The sequence below is a fragment of the Collimonas sp. OK307 genome, assembly GCF_900113705.1.
GTDB lineage: Bacteria > Pseudomonadota > Gammaproteobacteria > Burkholderiales > Burkholderiaceae_D > Collimonas.
The window spans coordinates 61,485-80,003 of record NZ_FOQI01000017.1 but is presented as its reverse complement, the minus strand read 5'-3'; the positions used below and the strand labels follow the sequence as shown (position 1 = coordinate 80,003).

The window sequence follows — 18,519 nt, the reverse complement described above, 5'->3', positions numbered from 1 at the left end:
TGGTTTAATGTGTCGGCAGGCTGTATGAGAAACCGAGTTGCAGGCTGGCGGCAATACGGTGGGCGACCAGTTTTATTTCCGTCGCAGTCTCGTTGGCGAGCAATCGGTCGGCTGTTTGTTCGAACAGCGCCAGCCAGTGATGGAAGTGCTCAGGTGTGATGCCGGTTAACGTCATATGTTTGTCGAAAACGTTACCTTGAAATTCATGCGTACCTAGCATCACGGTAGACCAGAACGACACCATCCGCTCCAGATGCGGTTGCCAGTTATCGCCGATGGCGCCGACAAATATCGGTTGCAATAGCGGATCTTGTCGAACTGCGTCGTAAAACTCAAGGACCAGTTGTCGGACTGCGGCTGAGTCAATATTATGTGTCATGGTTGTTTCCTGTCGTAATAGATTTTGCGCTGTGCAATATATGAGTGCTGATCCATAGCAGCGGAATCGTTAGTGAAAAGCACAACAAGCCGATGCCGGTCGCGATCTGGTCGTCGAGCAGATAACTGTTGCAAAGGCGTTGTGGCGAATCTTGATACTGTATGCCAATGATTGCCATCATGCCGCACAGATTGCCGATGAAGAAAATCTGGATGATCAGATTGGCGCGTCGTAAGCCGCTGGGAAGCAGCGTGCCGGCAATCAGCAACGCGAGAAATTTTAAAACATCAAACCGCGTCGACGTTACCGCACGTTCGACTGAGATAGGAATCATCCAGTAAGTGGCAATCAGCAATATCGCCAGCAAGCTGCACACCCCGTACTGGTCACATATGCGCCAATGTTGGCGGAGTATGGATAGATAAGCGCGCTCGGGCATAACTGCCTGCAAGAAGACCCCGGCGGCGATAAGCAACGGCATTTGAAGCAGCATATGCGATGCCATGCTACTTTCAAGCGAGGAGCGCGTGACGGCGCACAAAATAATTGATGCGATTGCTGCCAACATGCCGGCTGGTCGAAAGCGGCGCAGCAGGGGACGTAAGGCGCTATGCATCATTGTCCTTGTGGTGCCGTGCGCGATAGCGCCAGCGCTTGCGCCAACGCCTGATCAGGCATATCGAAATCAATAATGCGCGCCAACTGCGCAACCGGCGTCACGACATGAAACGCGGCGTTGTGTTGAAACTGCCCGAACGGGGCAGGCACCACGATAATGCCAAACGCGTCGAGCATGGCGCCACGCCGGCGGGCATCCGGGATTGCCGCGAAATCCCATATTGCTGGATCCGCGTGCAAGCTGGACGCGTAGCGTGCCAGTTCGTCAGGAGCGTCCGCGGCATCGAAGCTAATGCTCAGCAGCCGCACCCGATCTCCCAATTTTTTTTCCTGTATCGTATGTTGCAATTGTTGAAATTCCGTACCTAGCGCGGCGCACACAGCGTTGCAGCGCGTATAAATGAAGGCGACGATTGCAACCCGGCCGTCTTTTCGCAGTGCGTGCGCCAACCGGGTGACGGAGCCGGAGGCAAACTCGGCATCGGCATCAGGCAAGGTGCGCGGCTGGCGGGCGACGTCGATGCGGCGCAGGTCTTCGCTGGCAAAAGCTTGAAATCCGGCGGTGAGCTGGTAAATCGCCGCGAATCCTATGACTAGCATCAGCATCAATACCAATATGGTTTTGCGGGGCGCGGACATACCTGTCCTTATTGTTTGATTTTGGCGAGTTCGTCGTCGCCGGTCCACGGTGTGGTTCTGTCTTTGGTCTGATCGCGTACAGCTTTGACTTCGGCAGCGCTGACCGGCCCCGCCGCATTGCCGAAATTGGTGCGTACGTGGGTGAGTACTGCGGCAATTTCGGCATCGCTTAATTTTGCCTTGAAGGTTGGCATGGAACCGTTAAAGACACCGCTGCTGGTAGTCAGTTTTCCGCTAATTCCGTGCAACACGATGCTGATTGGCAGCGTCGCTTTTGCTGTTGCGCGTTGCGATAACGCCAATGGCGGAAATACGCCGGGCAAACCCATAGCGTTGGCCTGGTGGCAAGCGATGCAATTTGCCGCAAAAACCTGCGCCCCGTCGACCCGTCCACCTGAACCGCCGGCGGTGGCAGCCATTAGCTCGCTGCGCGCGCGATTGTCGCCAAAGGCCGGATTGTCGCTCGGGCGTCTGATCACGATATAGAAGATAGCCCAGACGAACAGGGCTAGCGCCAACAAGATCACGATGATCGGTATCGGCCGGTTGATTTCACTCGGGTCCGCATGCTCGCGTTTCTGGGCAGTGCTTGTTTCGTGGTCGTGACGCATGATGATATTCGAAAAGAGAAGTCAATCGGGCCGGCGGGTTAGTGCCGGCGAATGATGAATCGCCTGCGCGCAGCGATTATTTGGCGCCCGCCACGGGCACGATCGCCGGATACGTATGGTCGAGCGACAGCAGGTATTGCACTAGGTCCTGGGCTTCCGGCGTGGCAACGACGATCTTGCCTGCCGGTTTATAGCCGGCAGGTAGATTGACGACCTTGTCATTGGGATCCGCCTTGTCCTTGATTTCGAACAGGAAAGGATAGGACGGCATGATGCTACCTCGCGTGTAGGCCCGCGGTTGATACAGATGTCCTATTTGCCAGTCGTAACTCGGTTGGCGTGCGCCGATATTGAATAAGTCCGGTCCGGTGCGCATGGTGCCGAGTAAATGCGGATTGTCATAATAGTAATCCGCTGCTACCGAAGCACGACCCCAGCCACGTGAAAAATCGGGGCCTTGCGCTTTTGCCCGCGGCTGTTGCGAGTGGCAATACACGCAACCGTTCTTGATGTATTGTTCGCGTCCGCGCAGTTCGGCCGACGTATACGGTTTCAGCCCTTCGGGTGCTTGAACGTCGGCCAGTTGCATATACGGCACCACCACCAGCACCGAAGTAGCCAGCGCCAGCGTTACCATCGCGCCCGATAATAATTTGATTTCGTTTTCCATGTCGTTTTATGCTGGTGCTTGGTTTAAGGTGCGGGTGTGCAGCAGGGCGGCGCCGGTACGACGAGGGCCGTAGCGCAAGCTCATCACTACGAAGTGAAATGCGAAGACCAGATGGCCCAGCGTCATGATGGCGCCGCCCAATGAACGGCTCTTTAGGTACGGGATGGTGACGCGCACTGAATCAATGAAGGGATGATTGGCGTCGAGCATCAGCATGCCTTGTAACCATCCGCCTATGCTCAATCCAATGAAATAAATCGAGAAACCGACGACAACCAGCCAGAAATGCAAGGCGATTAATGCTGGGTAAGGCCATTCCCAAGCCATCACGCGCGGCATCACGAAATAAATCGAACCAAACATCACCATGCTGAAAAAACCGTACATGCCGAGATGCGCATGAGCGACTGTAAAGTGGGTGAAATGGGTGATGGTATTGATACTGCGCAAGGCTTCCAGCGACCCTTGCAGCGAGCTGAGCGTGTACATCATGCCGCCGAGCACGATGAAGCGCAGTGTCGCCGAATGGACCAGCATCCCGAAACGGCCTCGCATGGTCATGTGCTGGTTGATCGAAAAGGCGATCACCGGCACAATCATCATGACGCTTTGCACGATGGAAAGCGTAATCAGCCATGCCGGAACCGGGCCACCGATCAAATGGTGGCCGCCGACCTGGCCATAAAAGAAGGCCAGGGTCCAGAAGCCGAGCAGCGACAAGTTATACGATTGCACCGGTTTGCCAATGATTTTTGGCAGGAAGTAGTAGACCGAAGCCAATGCCATAGGGGTATAAAACAGGCCAAGCACGTTATGGCCGTACCACCAGTTCATCGTCGCTTGTTCAATGCCGTGATGCAATCCGGGAATGTTGGCGATGAAAAAAAGAATAGGGAACCAGAATAAGGCAGCGCCCATATACCAGATCGATACGTACAAATGACTGACCTTGCGATTTTGCAGCGTAAATACCAGAGGCAAACCGATCAGCAGGCCGCCTATGACAATCAATATATCCACCTGCCACGGAATTTCCAGCCATTCCAGGCCGTCGGAGATGCCGGCCGCAATGCAACCGACGCCCGCGATCAAGCCCGCATTCCATAATATGGCACCCAGTATGGCGAAACGTGCACCGATCAGTTCAGTCTTCAGTACGCGAGGCAGGATCCAGATGGCGGTACCAAGCGCAGCCATCGGCGCCCACCCATACGCGACGATATTCAAATGAATGGTGCGCAAACGACCGAAGGTGAGCCACGCCTGGTCGACCAAGAAATCCGGCTCGTGCAATTTGATCGAACTGGTCAAGCCGGCAAGCGATCCGACGATCAGCCAGATCACCGCGCTGGCAAAGAAGACGAAAACGACGAATGAACTTGAACTGTCGGCGGCGACGCGTTCTGCCAACTCTTTGCTCAGAGCTGCGGTTTGCGATGCAGTCAACGCCGGTGCGGAGCTTGCATCCTCGCTTTGCTGCTGCAATAGTGCGCGTTGCTTGGTACTGGCAGCCGGCTCTTCGATGGTGCCGATCTCGCCCTCTGAAAAAATAACCTTGGCTGCAGCTGGACTCGGGTCAAATAGCCGCTTTCGCAGCGACCAGATAAAAACAAATAATCCGACAATTGATAGCGTAAACGCGGATAGCAGAATGGCGACAGTATTCATGTTGAAGGTCTGGATGACAATTAGGTTAGGACATTTCGATCACCGGGTAAAAATCACGGTTCTCGCGTTGCGTGCGCTGATGCAGATTCTTTAGTACATGATTTTCTTTGTTGCGAAACCATCTGGATTTCCGATCAATCCAAACCGTATGGCTCGCAACAGCAAATAAGCGACGATTAGCATGGCGGCGGTAATACACGGCAGCGCCAGCACCTTGGCCGGAGCAACGCCTAACACTGCGCTGAAGAGCGATGCTGATATGTTCCAATTCATGATGGTATTTCCGATACGACGTCGCTGTGAAAATCGATGGAGAAAGTAATACTTCGCCACAAATAGTTGAACGATTATTTCGTAAACATCGTCGCATTTGCTGTCATTTCTAATGGTCTACGCGAATTCGCCAAAATTGGCCTCTTCATAGCCGTCGATATTATTTACCTTGATGGGGACGAGATCGATGGGAGAGAAGTCTGAGAAAGATATTCCCAGGCGGCTGGTTTCTGCATGTGACGACGCCGTAGCAGGTGCTAAATAGGCTTGGCATAGAGAGCGCTGAGCGATGGCAGAAGTAGACGCGAGCTAAAGGTGGGACTTCAGCGTGAGCGCGAATAAAAAATATGATTTTCCGATTTTTTATAAAAACAAATAATCTGCCTTGACAATATCTGACATGTCAGTTAAATTGAAGCCATCACGAAACGGAGGCTCAATTGAAACACTACACCGAAGATAATTACCACCCAACTACCAGCATCGGCTTTGCCTTGAGCCGGGCCAGGAACGAATTACAGATTGAAATGGATGCCGCGCTAAAGGAATTGGATATCACCATGCAGCAAATGGGTGTCATTTTATCGATGGCACGCAACATGGCCAGCACGCCATTCGAATTGAGCAAGTTGCTCAAGATCGATACCGGCCTCATGACACGCATGCTCGATAAGTTGGAAAAGCAAGGCCTGCTGGTCCGTTCGCGCAGCGTCGATGACCGCCGCAGCGTGAATCTGGAATTGACAGCTAAAGGCCGACAGACAGCGAAAAAAATCCCAACGATCGCACCGAATGTATTGAATCAGAGGTTGAAAAACTTCACGCCAGCCGAGTTCATCGAGTTTCACCGCTTGCTCGGAAAGTTTCTGGAGGGGTAACTCGCCCTTTTTTTAACAATTTAACTGACGAGTCAAATAATGGAAAACAAGATATATAGCAACCCAAAAGCCGCGCGCCATACGCACTTGTTATTGCCGCTGCTGATGGCAGCCTTGCTGTCTTCCTGCGCAAATTATTCCGGAATTAGTAGCGAAAAACACATCATCCAGCCGCAAGCCACGGAAGACGCGAAAAGCTTACCTGCCGAGCACGGCAACTGGCCTGCTGCAGATTGGGCCAACCAGTTCGGTGACCAGCAACTGTCCGACCTGATCGCTGAAGCGCTCAAGACTAATCCTTCTCTTGATGAAGCGCGCGCACGCGTTGCTTCCGCAGCGGCCTTCAGCGAAGAGGCCCGCGCCGCCACCTTGCCCAAGGTGGGAGCGGATTATTCTCTGAGTCGGCAACAATATTCCAGCACAGCACTGGTTCCTCCGCCGTATGCCGGTTCCTGGCAAACGGAAAACAAGGCGGTGTTGAGTGCCACGTATGATCTTGATTTGTGGGGAAAAAACAGCCAGGCACTGACTGCATCGGTATCGAAATTGCGGGCGGCCGAAGCCGAAAGCGAACAAGTCAAGTTGTCCCTGAGTTCCTCGATTGCGAGTGTCTATAACGAACTGGCGCGCCTGTATGCACTGCGGGAACTGGAGGAAGATGATGTGCGGCAATGGCAAGGCGTCGGCCACATTGCAGAACAGCGCATCGCTTCCGGCCTGGATACCGAAGTGGAACGGCAAACTGCGATCAACAAATTGGCATCGAGTAAAGCAGCGCTGACGGCGCTTGATGGACAGATACTTGACGCCCGTTATCAACTGGGCGCCTTGCTCGGTCAAGGTCCAGATCGCGGGCTGTCGATTCGTCGGCCAAATTTAGGTGCTGGCGACGTCGTCCGCTTGCCTGACCAATTGCCAGCCGACCTGGTGGCGAGGCGTCCCGATATCGTGGCGGCGCGCTGGCGTGTCGATGTCACTACTCATGACATCAAAAGCTCCAAAGCTAATTTCTACCCGAACATCAATTTAAGTGCGGCAATCGGTTTGGACGCATTCGGCTTCGGGCGCTTCCTGAGCGCCGCCAGCCGCACCGTGCAGGTCGGCCCGGCGATCCATCTGCCGATCTTCGACGGCGGCGCCTTGCGCGCCAAGCTCAAGGTCAGCTATGCGGACTTCGATCTCGCCGTCGCCAATTACAACCGTACGCTGGTTGCCGCCTTGTCCGATGTGGCGACGCAATTGTCTAGAATCCGCTCCAACGATGCGCAGCAGACCGACGCCCAGGTTGCGGTCCAGGCAGCCGACCGGGCTTATCAGCTGGCCGCCAGCCAGTACAAAGCAGGTCTGACGACGCAGTTGACGGTATATCAGGCACGTATCAACGCACTTTCCAGTCAGCAAAACCTGATCAACCTGCGCATGAATCGCCGGACCCAGCAAATCGCGCTGGCGGCAGCGCTGGGCGGCGGATTTGTCGATACGCACAATGCAGCGCTGATTGCTGCGTCCGACAGCTCACCACGGAAATCCCGGTAACTCTGAAATTCCGCATCCACTCAGTTTAATTTTCAACTTTTTAATGGTGCTCTCATGAACGTCAAAGATGACACAGACCTTGTAAAACCCGAAATTTCTCCAAAAACCAATGGCAAGCGCAATAAAATGCTTGCCTTGCTCGGCGGCGGTATCACGGTCGTCGCAGTCGGGTACGCGGCATATTACCTGGTGCATTCGCGTTATCACGAAGATACCGATGACGCTTATGTCGCCGGCAACCTGGTGCAGCTGACTCCGCAAGTGGCGGGATCGGTGATTGAAATCAATGCCGACGATACGCAAATTGTGAAAGCCGGCGATCCGGTCATCAGGCTCGATCCGGCTGATGCCAAGGTCGAACTGGTCAAGGCGGAGGCGGCGCTGGCCCAGACTGTGCAGCAAGTCAGCACTCTATACGTCAACAATGGCGTCTACCAGGCACAAATTGCACAACGCCAGGCCGACCTGGCCCGTGCTGAAGACGATCTGCGTCGCCGTAGTTCTGCCGAAGCCGGCGCCGTGTCGGCCGAGGACGTTGCCCATGCACGCGATGCTGTCAAGGTAGCGAAGGCGGCGCTGCAGGTAGCACTGGAACAATTGGCATCGAATCATGCCCAGACCGGCAGGTCGTCCATCGAGCAACATCCGAATGTGGCCAGCGCAGGCGCGAGACTCAGGGATGCTTATTTAGCCGATGCACGCACTACATTGCCCGCGCCTGTGACCGGTTATGTCGCCAAGCGTTCGGTGCAACTGGGGCAGCGCGTAGCTCCGGGTACGCCATTGATGGCGATTGTGCCGCTCGACGGTGTCTGGGTTGAAGCTAATTTCAAGGAAATCCAGGTAAAGCATGTTCGCATCGGGCAGCCGGTTACGCTAAGCGCGGATGTCTATGGTTCTAGCATTGCCTACCATGGCAAGGTGATCGGCTTTTCCGCCGGGACCGGCAGTGCTTTCTCGGCGCTGCCTGCGCAGAACGCTACCGGCAACTGGATCAAAGTGGTACAACGCCTGCCGGTCCGCATCCAGCTCGATCCTGCTGAATTGCGCGCACATCCTTTGCGCATTGGCCTTTCGATGCAAGTTGATGTCGATATCCACGATCAAAGCGGCTCGCAACTCGGCACCGCAAAGAATGCTTCGTACCAGACACATGTGTATGACGACTACGCTAAGCAGGCTGACGCAGAGATCGCGCAGATCGTCAGCAAAAATCGCATCGCCAACTAACCCGGCAGGCCAGACATGGACACTTCAAATACACCCAAGGAATTGCCTCCGCTCACCGGCGGTAAGCTGGTCCTGGCAACTTTCGCTGTGGCCCTGGCCACCTTCATGAATGTGTTGGATTCGTCGATTGCAAACGTGGCGATTCCAACCATTTCCGGTAATCTCGGCGTCTCCATCGACGAAGGCACCTGGGTCATTACGCTGTTCGCCGCTGCCAATGCGATCTCTATTCCATTGACCGGCTGGCTGACGCAGCGGGTCGGGCAGATACGTTTGTTCGTGTCAGCGATCCTGCTGTTCGTGCTGTCGTCATGGCTGTGCGGCATCGCACCGACGCTGCCGATCCTGCTGGCCGCACGTATCCTGCAAGGCGCCGTCGCTGGTCCCTTGATCCCATTGTCGCAATCGATCCTGTTGAGTTCCTATCCCAAAGCCAAGAGTTCGCTGGCGCTTTCATTGTGGGCCATGACCGCCACGGTCGGCCCGATCGCCGGACCCGCCTTGGGCGGCTGGATGACTGATCGTTATTCATGGTCCTGGATCTTCTACATCAATATTCCGGTCGGTATTTTTGCGGCGGCCGTGACCTGGTTCATCTATCGCACCCGCGAAACGCCGTCCAAGGCAATTCCTATCGACAAGGTGGGCCTGATGTCACTGATCGCCTGGGTCGCATCCTTGCAAATCATGTTGGACAAAGGCAAGGACCTGGATTGGTTTCAGTCGCCCGTGATCCTGGCCCTGGGCGCTTTCGCATTGGTTAGCTTCATCTTCTTTGTGATCTGGGAACTGACAGAAAAGAACCCGATCATCAACCTGAGGCTGTTTGCCGGCCGCAATTTCCTCGGTGGCACCGTCGCGATCTCCGTGGCCTACGGCGTATTCTTTGCCAACCTGGTGATCCTGCCGCAGTGGATACAGCAATATCTTGGCTATCGCTCGGTCGATGCCGGCATGGTCACCGCGCCGCTGGGCATCTTTGCCGTGATCCTGGCGCCGGTGATGGGGAAAGTGTTGCCGCGTTCAGATACACGGGTATTGGCGACGATGGCTTTTGTCGGGTTTGCCATCGTGTTCTTCATGCGCTCACTATACACGACTGAAGTCGACACTTGGACGCTGGTGCTACCGACTTTATTGCAGGGAATTCCTACCGCTTTATTCTTCGTGCCTTTGACCGCCATTATCCTGTCGGGACTGTCACCGGATAAAATTCCCGCGGCAGCGGGCTTGTCCAATTTCGTCCGGGTATTCTCCGGCGCGGCGGGCACTGCAATCGCAAGCACAGCCTGGAATAATCGGACCGTGCTACATCATGCTCGATTGACGGAGCAGGCAAGCGTGAATAATCCGGCTTTTACCGAATCCATTGCCAACTTGCAGAATACGCTGGGTCTGACAATGGACCAGGCATATGCAAGGTTCGAAAACAGTTTGAATGCACAGGCGACCATGCTCGGGATTAACGACATTTTCTGGATATCCGCAGTGATCTTTGTCTTGATCATTCCACTGATCTGGATTACCAAGCCAGTCAAAGGCGATGCATCGGCTGCTGCTGTTGCTGCACATTAAAGTGTTACCGGGATTGATCCTGGCCTCATACTCTTGCTAGGGTATGGGGCCGTTTCTTTATAGGAAGTACGTCGCGCCGGCGGTGGTTCTGTAGGCGAGAGGAGGGAAGTCAGAACAGTAGTATGTTGAACATTCGGTGATGCGACGCTTGCCGCAATTACCGAATGTGCAGGGGGAGAGCTGAGTGGAACGATAGCGAACCATGCTTGATGCACGATTCAAACCTTAGGCTGACGTGGTCCGAAGATGTTAACCAGGTTTCCCTCTGGATCGCGGATCATTGTCGAGCGGCGTTCGGCGGTCAATTGCTGATCAGCCCAGACTATCTCTACCTTGTTTTCAACCAGGAAAGCCGTCGTCTTGGACAAATCGTCGGATTCAAGTACCAGTGCTTTCCAGCCGAGCACGTTGAGATGGTCGGGTGGGTTGCTTCTGTCGACAGCTTGCTGCACCCCATTTGTCCGGGTAACCAGTTCCAGTCTCAGGCCGTTACTTTCAAGCATGGCAAAGTCCGCACCAACTATGTCGAAACTACCGCGTTCCGTTACGGTAAAGCCCAGCACGGTGTCGTACCAGTTGATCATGTTGTCCAGATCGCCGACGGCGAGCGCCAGGTTATATAGCCGCAAACTGCCTGCGACAGAGTTGTTGTTGCTCATTTGTTGTTCCTCGATAAAATATTTTTGTTGCGCGAAAAACGGCAGGTCTTTCAATGCGACCAGCCGTTGTTTTTTGCGCGATTAATCAGGCGTTTTGCGGAAACAGGGCGCGACGCGTTTCTTCGTCGAACTCCGCCTTCAGCGTCAATGTCTCCTTGAGAACTTGCGCACGTGCTGCGGCGGGACGGCCGGAGATTTCATCGACGACGCGCTTGACGTTAGGATAGTCGGAGAGGCCTTTTTCGCCAAGGATGTAACCTGCGAAATTGCCCCAGCCCCACAGGGCCATGTCGGCAATCGTGTATTCGTCGCCGGCCAGGTACTTCGACTTGGCCAGACGCTCATCCAGGACGCGGTAGTGGCGTTGCACTTCTTTCAGGTAGCGGTTGCGGGCATACGGCAGTTCTTCCGGTGCGTGATGCAGGAAGTGCACCGCCTGACCAGAGAACGGCGAGAGTCCGGTTGCCACGAATTCTAACCAGGACAGCATTGCGGCACGGCCAGTCGGTGTGGTCGGCAGGAACTTGCCGTGCTTCTCTGCGAGGTACAGTAGGATTGCATGGGAGTCGAACACTGTTACAGCGTCGTCGACGAGGGCTGGGACCTTGCCGTTCGGATTGATTGTCAGGAATTCAGGATGGTGTTGCTCACCTTTGAATGTATCTACGGCGATCAGTTCGAAAGGCGTTTGCAACTCTTCTAGCAGCAGGGCGGCTTTCATTGGATTTGGTGAGGGGTGAAAATAGAACTTAAGCATGATTATTCCTAAATAAAAAAAGAGACGAAAGCGATCACACTGAAAACAGCGCGATCAGATGCCGGCCAGCGCGCGTCTCACATCGCGCCGTCGGCCTAAAAAAAAGGGAGGGGTGCCGCGTCAGCATCGGCTGGCGCTAAGCTCGTTTATGCCAGTCGAGCACGGTTGTGCGGCGTCGAAAAATCCTGCACGGGGCCTAGCGGCACAACACCGGACGGATTCACCGAAGGATGGCCTTCATAGTAGTGCCGCTTGATATGCGTGAAATTGACCGTTTCGGCGATGCCCGGAATTTGATAAATATCTCGCGTGTACGCAGATAAATTCGGGTAGTCCGCAATGCGGCGCAGATTGCACTTGAAATGACCGACGTAGACGGCGTCAAAGCGGATCAGCGTGGTGAACAATCGGATATCTGCCTCGGTCACTTGGGCGCCGAGCAGGAAACGTCGGGTCTCTAAATGTTGCTCAAGCCAGTCCAGTGTTTCAAATAGGGGGACGACAGCTTCTTCGTAAGCTTTTTGGGTAGTGGCAAAACCAGCCTTGTATACGCCATTGTTCAATGTGTCATAAACCCGCGCGTTGATTGCGTCAATCTCCGGACGCGATGCGACTGGATAGAAGTCGCCGGGCGTGGCGCCTATACCTTCGAATGCAGTGTTCAGCATCCTGATGATTTCGGACGACTCGTTGCTGACGATAGTGTGCTGCTTGCGGTCCCATAGGATCGGCACCGTGACGCGACCGGTGTATTGCGGGGCGGCTGCGGCATAGATCTGATGCAGCAAGCGTGCGCCGTTGATGGCGTCAGGCACGACTCCAGGGCCGTCGGCAAATGTCCAGCCTTCTTGCCGCATCAGCCAATGGACGGTCGATACGCTGATCATCTCGTCCAAACCTTTCAGGGCGCGCATGATCAGGGTACGGTGCGCCCAAGGGCAAGCGAGGCTGACATAAAGGTGATAGCGACCGGCTTCCGCTTTGAAGCCGCCGATACCGCTTGGCCCGGTTGCACCGTCAGGAGTTATCCAGTTGCGAAAGGCGGCATCCTTGCGGACAAAGCGGCCACCGGTCGAGCTGGTATCGTACCACTGGTCTTGCCATTGGCCATTCACTAAAAGTCCCATGACTGTTACTCCTCTTAAATACTTTGATGGAAAGCTATGATTACTTCGACGACGGCGCATTGATGAACTGGACCAGCGCCTGGATGGTTTCCTGTGGCGCTTCTTCCATCAGCCAATGCCCCGATCCCTTGATAATCTTGCCTTGGACATTGGTCGCCACCAATTGCACCTGATTAACCAGGAATGCGCCGCTGGCCTTTTCACCCGCCAGAACCTGCACCGGCATGGTCAGAGGCGTTTTTGCAAAGCCAGCAAAATCTTCAGCGTCTTGCGGAAACGCATGGAAGTATTCGAAACCTGCGCGCATCCGTCCCGGTTGTCCGTAATTGGCAGCGTAGAGCTGGCGATCGGCCTCCGACACCGAATGCGTTGGATCTGCGGCAAAATCGTTCCAGAAATGTTCAAAGTAGATCCGCTCGCGTCCTGCCACCAGTTTCAGAGGCGTATCGCCGTAGAAATGGAAATGCCACTTATCTCGTAGCAGCCATACTTTTTGCCAATCGCCAACGCCGGGAAGGAAGGCATCCATCAAGGTCACGCTCTCGACCTCCTCCGGATACTGTGCCGCGTAGGCATATGCAACCATCAGGCCGATATCGTGGCCGACGATCTTGATCTTGCGATATCCCATCGCCTTAACCAATGCATGTACGTCTTGCGCCATGGTTTTTTTGTCATAGCCTGTATCAGGCACGGCAGATCCGCCTTCGCCTGGTAGGTCGGGGGCGATTACCACCCTGCGATCGGCCAGTTGCCCAATTAGCGGGATCCACATGTGGCTCGTCTCCGCGTAACCGTGTAGCAATACTACCGGCGTGTCCGTGCCTTGGCCTGCAACCAGATAGTGAAGCTTGACGCCGTTGGCATTGGTCGAACTCTCCTTGAACGGGGTGGTTTCGGCAGCTTGGGAGCCGGCCTGAAGTGTCGCCGACAGAACAAGGGCAGTGCCGAAAAGTCGTGCAATGCGATTGATGATGTTCATGATTTACTCCTGTAATGAATTACGTTCGTGAATAAGCGGCTGTGAATGGAACGGCTTTGTGGCATGTCTTGGAAGCATGGTAGACCCGCTGATCGGATTTGTCGTACGATGCTTTTCATGAACTCATTCGAAGGAGTTGCACATGTTGTCTGAAGAAGAATTGGCATTGCTGGAAGCTGTCCGCGAAAGCGGCAGTCTTTCCCGGGCAGCCGCCAAGCTGAGCAAGGCGCCGTCGACGGTGTCGCATACGGCGCGGCAACTGGAAACCAGATTCGATGCCTTGCTTTTTGATCGCCGCGGTTATCGAATGCAACTTACTCCTGCTGGGCTCCTGCTGGCAGAGGAAGCCGGCAGGCTGATGCAAGATGTCTCGCGTCTGACGCAGCGGGTGCGTCAGGTTGCCAGCGGCTGGGAGGACAGGTTGTGGATAGTCACCGATGAAATCCTGGAGTTTGAAACCTTGATCCCCGTCATTCGCGACTTTGACGCCCTGGAGTCGGGAGTCAAGTTGCGGCTGACTAATGAAGTACTCGGCGGCACTTGGGAAGCGCTACGCGATGGGCGAGCAGATCTGATCGTCGGCGCAACCAACGAGCCACCGGCGATTCCCTCGCTTAGCTGGTTCGAATTTGGCGTAATGGAATGGGTTTTTGCGGTATCGCCGCGCCATCCGCTGGCCAAGGTCAAGGGCGCTTTGGACAGGGCTGAAATCTCCAGGCACCGGTCAGTCGTCGTGGCAGATTCCTCGCGTCTGAGCAGCGGCCGTGCTTACGGCATTCTCGGCGGGCAAGCCGCGCTTGCTGTTCCAAGCATGCGCGCAAAGATTCTGGCTCAGCGAGAGGGCTTGGGTGTTGGGTGGCTGCCGCGTCAACGCATAGCGTCATTCCTCAAGAGCGGTGAGCTCATGGAAAAAAGCACCACCGATCCGCGTGAACCAAACGTACTGTACGTCGCCTGGCGCAGCGGCCATGAAGCACGTGCTCTGGAATGGTGGCTGGAGCAACTGCGGCAACCGCAGTTGTCCAAGCGCTTGATAGAGGGGATTGATAACCGGAATTGACGGTCGCAATTAAAATCTGTCTTGACAATATCTGATAAGTCAAATATATTCAAGTCACCATGAAAAACCAATTGAAACTCTATGCAGAGTCAAAAATTGACCAAGCCAGCAAGGCGGGCGCTTTCAAACCTGAGTCGGCGCGCACGGTGCGCGAAGTGATTTTGCTGGTCAATCGATTGCAGAAAGCGCTTTGGCATGCCGCCGAATTGACTTTGACAAAAGAGGACTTGAACGTTTCGCAATGGCTCATCTTGTCCGGCATAGCGCGCGGCGAGGGCGCTACGCTGACCGATTTTTCCAGGCTGCTGGCGCACGATGCCGGCGCATTGTCACGTTCCATCCATCTGCTCGCCGTCAGGGGATTGATCACCACCCATAGAAAGCCGCACGACCGTCGCAGTACGGAATTGCGGCTGAGTGAAGATGGTTTTGCGCTTGCGGAGAGCATCGAGGGGAAAATCACTCGTCTCGCGACCGTTCTCGGTGCAGCCCTAGGGGTTGCTGAGGTAGATCAGATTACATTGTTGATGGAACGGTCGATTCTTGCTTTGGAAGAAAAAACTCCCTACCTTCGAATCCATAGGCAAGTGCATTCGATCTGACGGCAGTCGTTTGCAGGCGATCTTCAAGGATGTCCATAACGTCGAAATCGAGCCGCTTTTAGATCTCATTGGCATTGGAAGCCGCCGGTCAACGTGTCGCGGTAGGACAGCGTATCCTTCAGTTCCTGGCTGGTCTGGCCGAGATCGTCGGAGGTCTTGCCGATTGTGACTGCTCCTGGCGCTTCCTTGACGTCTGGGCCAATGAAGGTGTTTTCCGAGATGGCTATATCCGGACAAAATACCTAAAAATCGACATCGCACGAGAGATAATGTGCCCGCGACGTACGTGCGGCGTGTACGCATTTCATACATGCGGACTGGATGCATGGTCTTCTTATGACTCTCGGTTCGACAAGTTTCTGTTCGCCTGGATATTCCGAACTCAGCGTGGAGATGACAAGCCTGCCGTTGCTTCATGACGTCGCAAGGAACGCTCGTGCCGATATCGTGCCATTAGCCTGGCGTTGAACAGAATAAGCCCCGAACTATCAAAGATCACCTTCAGGATTCCGAAGACAGGGAGCGCAAGCGTCATCCCCGGTATTCCGGCAAACGATCCGCCTAGAAGGATCATAAGGACCGCGATAGCCGGATGAATATGAAGACTCCTGCCAATCGTCATCGGCATGAAAACCAGGTCATCCAGCGAACGAACAGCTAAAAACAAGATGATCGTGTAGTAGAGAAATTGTGGTCGATCAGGAAATTCTGCTATGGCAATTATGCAAGCGCCGAGACCGGCGATGAGACCGCCAAGATAGGGAATCCACATTAAGATTGCAGAAATCCCGCCTAATAATATCGGAGCTGGAAATCCAATAATAGCCATGCCTATGGACAGTACGCACGTATCAAGGACGGTAAGCTGGAACAATCCACGAAAATAGGCCTTTGCCGCCTCGTCGATCTCATATAGCAAAACTAGCGTTGACTCGAAAAAGGCATTGGGTACCATTCTGGTAAGCAGTATATTTAATTTCTGCCCGTCCTTTAACAGGAAAAAGGTGAAGAAGGGGACCAAGACCATCGCTGGCGCCCAGCGCGACAGTGCAGCAATCGTCGGCGCGACAATCTGTGCGAGGCGGCCTTTGAAATTAATGATTTCATGGTCAAGCTTTCCAGTGAAATCGCTCGGCGCGAATCGCGCCAGGCGGAGGTCGGTTGCTGCGGCGACCTGATGCAGAAGTCGTAGGCTTCCGGCAACATAGCGTTCGGTGAATGCATGGTCCTGCAAAAAGAATGAACTGATCCCGGGAATGGCGAAAAGACAGGCCAAGGCTGCCGCCACGCAAAAACATGCAATTACGGCGCCGCTGGCCAGATCTGGACGTATTCCAATTCTGGTTAGCCAAAAATATACTGGTCGGAGCAGGTAATAAAGGACAAGCGCCAAGAGAAGAGGCACTACCAGCCAGAGCGCTACGCGAAACAGCAATAGTGTTAAACAGGTAGCCGCCATGGTGACCAGCGCGCCAAGCGGACTGCTGGAGTGGTGACGCCAAGCGTTGTGTGGTGGGTAATTCATCTTGGCGATTAGAGGTTGAGCGGTTGAGACTCATGGAGGGCGAGATCGTGAAGAATTCGTGCCAGCTGCCTTGCCATTTCCAGATTGATTTTTGACGCAATTGTGGCCTGCGTTTCAAGCAAACGCTGCAGATCAGACCGAAACAGGACCGCGAGTTGGCAGTTGCTACGCGCAAGTGCCTGAGCTTCGCGTGCTTCATCAAGAAGGAGAGCCAGAATCCCAAAGGAGTCGCCGGCTTCCATATTGGTGAGCATATAATCGCCATCGGGAAGCGGTCGTTGAAGCGTCACTGTTCCATCCAGTACGAAATAGATGGCTTGACCGTCTTCACCTTTGTCAAAAATAATCTCGCCTCTGACGTAGGTGCGGTGATGTAACACCGAATTGAGATTTTTCAATTCCTGGACGTTTAGCGTCGATAATAATTTTATTGCACTGTATGAATGCCGTTCTCTGGAATGCAAGAAATTTAGCAGGTTAGAAAAAATCATCGTTAAAATCTCCGAATCAATACAGCGCAGCGGAGGCGCGGGTTTTCTGAGCGCATCCAAAATTCGCTTCCATATTTTTTCGAGATACCGAAGAGTCCGGGGGAAAGCCGCGTACCAACGAATGCAAGCTGGAAAAATGTCCTTGGAAACAGCGTTCTTTTGCTATCGAGAATCTCGTTTTGCGTTGTCTTTGGAAATCCGACCAGCATATGCAAATAGATGATCGATGATTAATGCGACAAAGCTACGTGCTGTCTTTCTTCTCCATCTGTTTTGTCGATGGTCGGTTGTACCGACATCCCCACTCTCAACTGCCCGATGGCTTTTTGTCCTGGGGACAGATTTATGCGAAGCGGTAATCGTTGCACGATCTTGGTGAAATTGCCGGTGGCATTGTGTGGCGCAATTGGCGAGAACGATACGTCGCTAGCTGGCCCCAGGCTCGTGACACGGCCGGTCAGAATTACACCGGGCAAGGCATCGACCTTTATTCTTACTGCTTGTCCGGGATGAACACCGACCAACTGGGTTTCGCGATAGTTGGCCTCGATATAGAGCGAATCCAGAGGTACTAAGGCCAATAGCGGATTGCCCACGGTAACGTAGGAACCAACACGCACGGAGCGCCGCGCTACTGTGCCGGCTACTGGAGCAGAGATGCGCGTGTAGGACAGATTAAGCTGCGCGCTGGAAAGTGCAGCGTTGGCACGCGCCAGTGCGGCCTGGGCCTTTTTGAGGTCAGCCCGCAAGACGTTAACCTGTTGACGTGCAGCTCCTTGCGCGGCCTGGTCGCGCTGGCGTGTAGCCTGCTGGATGCGTAATTGTGCGTCGGCTTGCTGTGCTTCCTGCAAGGTGCCAGAGCCATCCTTGGCCAGGTTGCGATAACGTTGGAGATTGGCTTGCGCCAGCGCGATGGAGGCATCATCTGCTACTACTGCGGCATCGGCCTGTTGAATCACGTTGGCCTGCTGCAAGAGATGAGCATTGATGCTTTCGACGCTTGCCTGAGCCGAATTTATCTCTGCATTTGCCGCGGCGACCATTACTTGCACATCTCGATCGTCAATTTCAGCCAGCAATTGACCGGCTCGAACGGTTTCATTGTCCTCCACCAGTACTTTAGCAATCTGCCCCGCGACACGCGGTGCCACCAGTGTGAAATCCGCTTGCACATAGGCGTCGTCTGTATATTGTTTCTCAGCGTCGCTTTCGTGTCGGTTCAGTAGATACACTGCTCCT

At 54.3% G+C, this 18,519-nt stretch carries 20 protein-coding genes; 6 read left to right on the top strand and 14 right to left on the bottom strand.

Going from position 1 to position 18,519, the window contains the following annotated elements; genetic code table 11:
• Positions 1 to 4: 4 nt before the first annotated feature.
• The 7 genes from BM205_RS19745 to BM205_RS19715 form a co-directional block, all read right to left on the bottom strand.
• Positions 5 to 379, bottom strand: coding sequence for a group III truncated hemoglobin (locus BM205_RS19745; RefSeq protein ID WP_092416575.1), 375 nt, complete (start codon positions 377 to 379; stop codon positions 5 to 7).
• On the bottom strand, positions 369 to 884 hold the full coding sequence (locus BM205_RS19740) for a hypothetical protein (protein WP_092416574.1): 516 nt from the start codon (positions 882 to 884) through the stop codon (positions 369 to 371). The genes BM205_RS19745 and BM205_RS19740 overlap by 11 nt, the downstream gene beginning before the upstream one ends.
• A gap of 110 nt (positions 885 to 994) precedes the next feature.
• Positions 995 to 1,636, bottom strand: coding sequence for an SCO family protein (locus BM205_RS19735; protein WP_092416573.1), 642 nt, complete (start codon positions 1,634 to 1,636; stop codon positions 995 to 997).
• An 8-nt stretch (positions 1,637 to 1,644) separates the two neighbouring features.
• Complete coding sequence (locus tag BM205_RS19730) at positions 1,645 to 2,247, bottom strand: c-type cytochrome (RefSeq protein ID WP_092416572.1); 603 nt, start codon at positions 2,245 to 2,247, stop codon at positions 1,645 to 1,647.
• A gap of 76 nt (positions 2,248 to 2,323) precedes the next feature.
• Entirely contained in the window at positions 2,324 to 2,917 is a 594-nt protein-coding gene (locus BM205_RS19725; RefSeq protein WP_092416571.1) for a cbb3-type cytochrome c oxidase subunit II, read from the bottom strand.
• Between the two features lie 6 nt (positions 2,918 to 2,923).
• Entirely contained in the window at positions 2,924 to 4,585 is a 1,662-nt protein-coding gene (locus BM205_RS19720) for a cbb3-type cytochrome c oxidase subunit I (RefSeq protein WP_092416570.1), read from the bottom strand.
• A gap of 90 nt (positions 4,586 to 4,675) precedes the next feature.
• On the bottom strand, positions 4,676 to 4,858 hold the full coding sequence (locus BM205_RS19715; RefSeq protein ID WP_092416569.1) for a hypothetical protein: 183 nt from the start codon (positions 4,856 to 4,858) through the stop codon (positions 4,676 to 4,678).
• 440 nt (positions 4,859 to 5,298) lie between these two features.
• Between BM205_RS19715 and BM205_RS19710 the strand changes: the two genes are divergently transcribed.
• Genes BM205_RS19710 through BM205_RS19695 form a run of 4 tightly spaced genes read left to right on the top strand, consistent with a single transcriptional unit; the run spans position 5,299 to position 10,077 of the window.
• Positions 5,299 to 5,736 (top strand): MarR family winged helix-turn-helix transcriptional regulator, encoded by a 438-nt coding sequence (locus BM205_RS19710; protein WP_092416568.1) that lies wholly within the window; start codon positions 5,299 to 5,301, stop codon positions 5,734 to 5,736.
• Positions 5,737 to 5,775: 39 nt separating this feature from the next.
• Positions 5,776 to 7,272, top strand: coding sequence for an efflux transporter outer membrane subunit (locus BM205_RS19705; protein WP_092416567.1), 1,497 nt, complete (start codon positions 5,776 to 5,778; stop codon positions 7,270 to 7,272).
• Positions 7,273 to 7,326: 54 nt separating this feature from the next.
• Positions 7,327 to 8,502 (top strand): HlyD/EmrA/EmrK family protein, encoded by a 1,176-nt coding sequence (locus BM205_RS19700; protein WP_092416566.1) that lies wholly within the window; start codon positions 7,327 to 7,329, stop codon positions 8,500 to 8,502.
• A gap of 15 nt (positions 8,503 to 8,517) precedes the next feature.
• Positions 8,518 to 10,077: a DHA2 family efflux MFS transporter permease subunit gene (locus BM205_RS19695; protein ID WP_092416565.1), complete on the top strand. Its 1,560-nt coding sequence runs from the start codon at positions 8,518 to 8,520 to the stop codon at positions 10,075 to 10,077.
• 218 nt (positions 10,078 to 10,295) lie between these two features.
• Here the strand turns inward: BM205_RS19695 and BM205_RS19690 are convergent, their stop codons facing one another.
• From BM205_RS19690 to BM205_RS19675, 4 genes are all read right to left on the bottom strand, one after another.
• Positions 10,296 to 10,736, bottom strand: coding sequence for a VOC family protein (locus BM205_RS19690; RefSeq protein ID WP_092416602.1), 441 nt, complete (start codon positions 10,734 to 10,736; stop codon positions 10,296 to 10,298).
• Between the two features lie 85 nt (positions 10,737 to 10,821).
• A complete protein-coding gene (locus BM205_RS19685) occupies positions 10,822 to 11,493 on the bottom strand; it encodes a glutathione S-transferase family protein (protein WP_092416564.1) in 672 nt (223 codons plus the stop codon).
• Positions 11,494 to 11,639: 146 nt separating this feature from the next.
• Positions 11,640 to 12,620: a glutathione S-transferase family protein gene (locus tag BM205_RS19680; RefSeq protein WP_092416563.1), complete on the bottom strand. Its 981-nt coding sequence runs from the start codon at positions 12,618 to 12,620 to the stop codon at positions 11,640 to 11,642.
• A 40-nt stretch (positions 12,621 to 12,660) separates the two neighbouring features.
• The gene (locus BM205_RS19675; protein WP_092416562.1) at positions 12,661 to 13,602 is read right to left on the bottom strand and encodes an alpha/beta fold hydrolase; all 942 of its coding nucleotides are present in this window, start codon (positions 13,600 to 13,602) and stop codon (positions 12,661 to 12,663) included.
• Between the two features lie 142 nt (positions 13,603 to 13,744).
• Between BM205_RS19675 and BM205_RS19670 the strand changes: the two genes are divergently transcribed.
• Positions 13,745 to 14,662, top strand: coding sequence for a LysR family transcriptional regulator (locus BM205_RS19670; RefSeq protein ID WP_092416561.1), 918 nt, complete (start codon positions 13,745 to 13,747; stop codon positions 14,660 to 14,662).
• Positions 14,663 to 14,721: 59 nt separating this feature from the next.
• A complete protein-coding gene (locus BM205_RS19665) occupies positions 14,722 to 15,264 on the top strand; it encodes a MarR family winged helix-turn-helix transcriptional regulator (protein ID WP_092416560.1) in 543 nt (180 codons plus the stop codon).
• A 382-nt stretch (positions 15,265 to 15,646) separates the two neighbouring features.
• On the opposite strand, the gene BM205_RS19660 is transcribed toward BM205_RS19665, so the two are convergent.
• The 3 genes from BM205_RS19660 to BM205_RS19650 all read right to left on the bottom strand — a co-directional run bounded on the left by BM205_RS19660 (position 15,647) and on the right by BM205_RS19650 (position 18,512).
• Positions 15,647 to 16,789: an AI-2E family transporter gene (locus BM205_RS19660; RefSeq protein WP_092416559.1), complete on the bottom strand. Its 1,143-nt coding sequence runs from the start codon at positions 16,787 to 16,789 to the stop codon at positions 15,647 to 15,649.
• A gap of 8 nt (positions 16,790 to 16,797) precedes the next feature.
• On the bottom strand, positions 16,798 to 17,340 hold the full coding sequence (locus tag BM205_RS19655) for a cyclic nucleotide-binding domain-containing protein (protein WP_139227331.1): 543 nt from the start codon (positions 17,338 to 17,340) through the stop codon (positions 16,798 to 16,800).
• A gap of 170 nt (positions 17,341 to 17,510) precedes the next feature.
• Complete coding sequence (locus tag BM205_RS19650) at positions 17,511 to 18,512, bottom strand: HlyD family secretion protein (protein WP_254783967.1); 1,002 nt, start codon at positions 18,510 to 18,512, stop codon at positions 17,511 to 17,513.
• Positions 18,513 to 18,519: the final 7 nt, after the last annotated feature.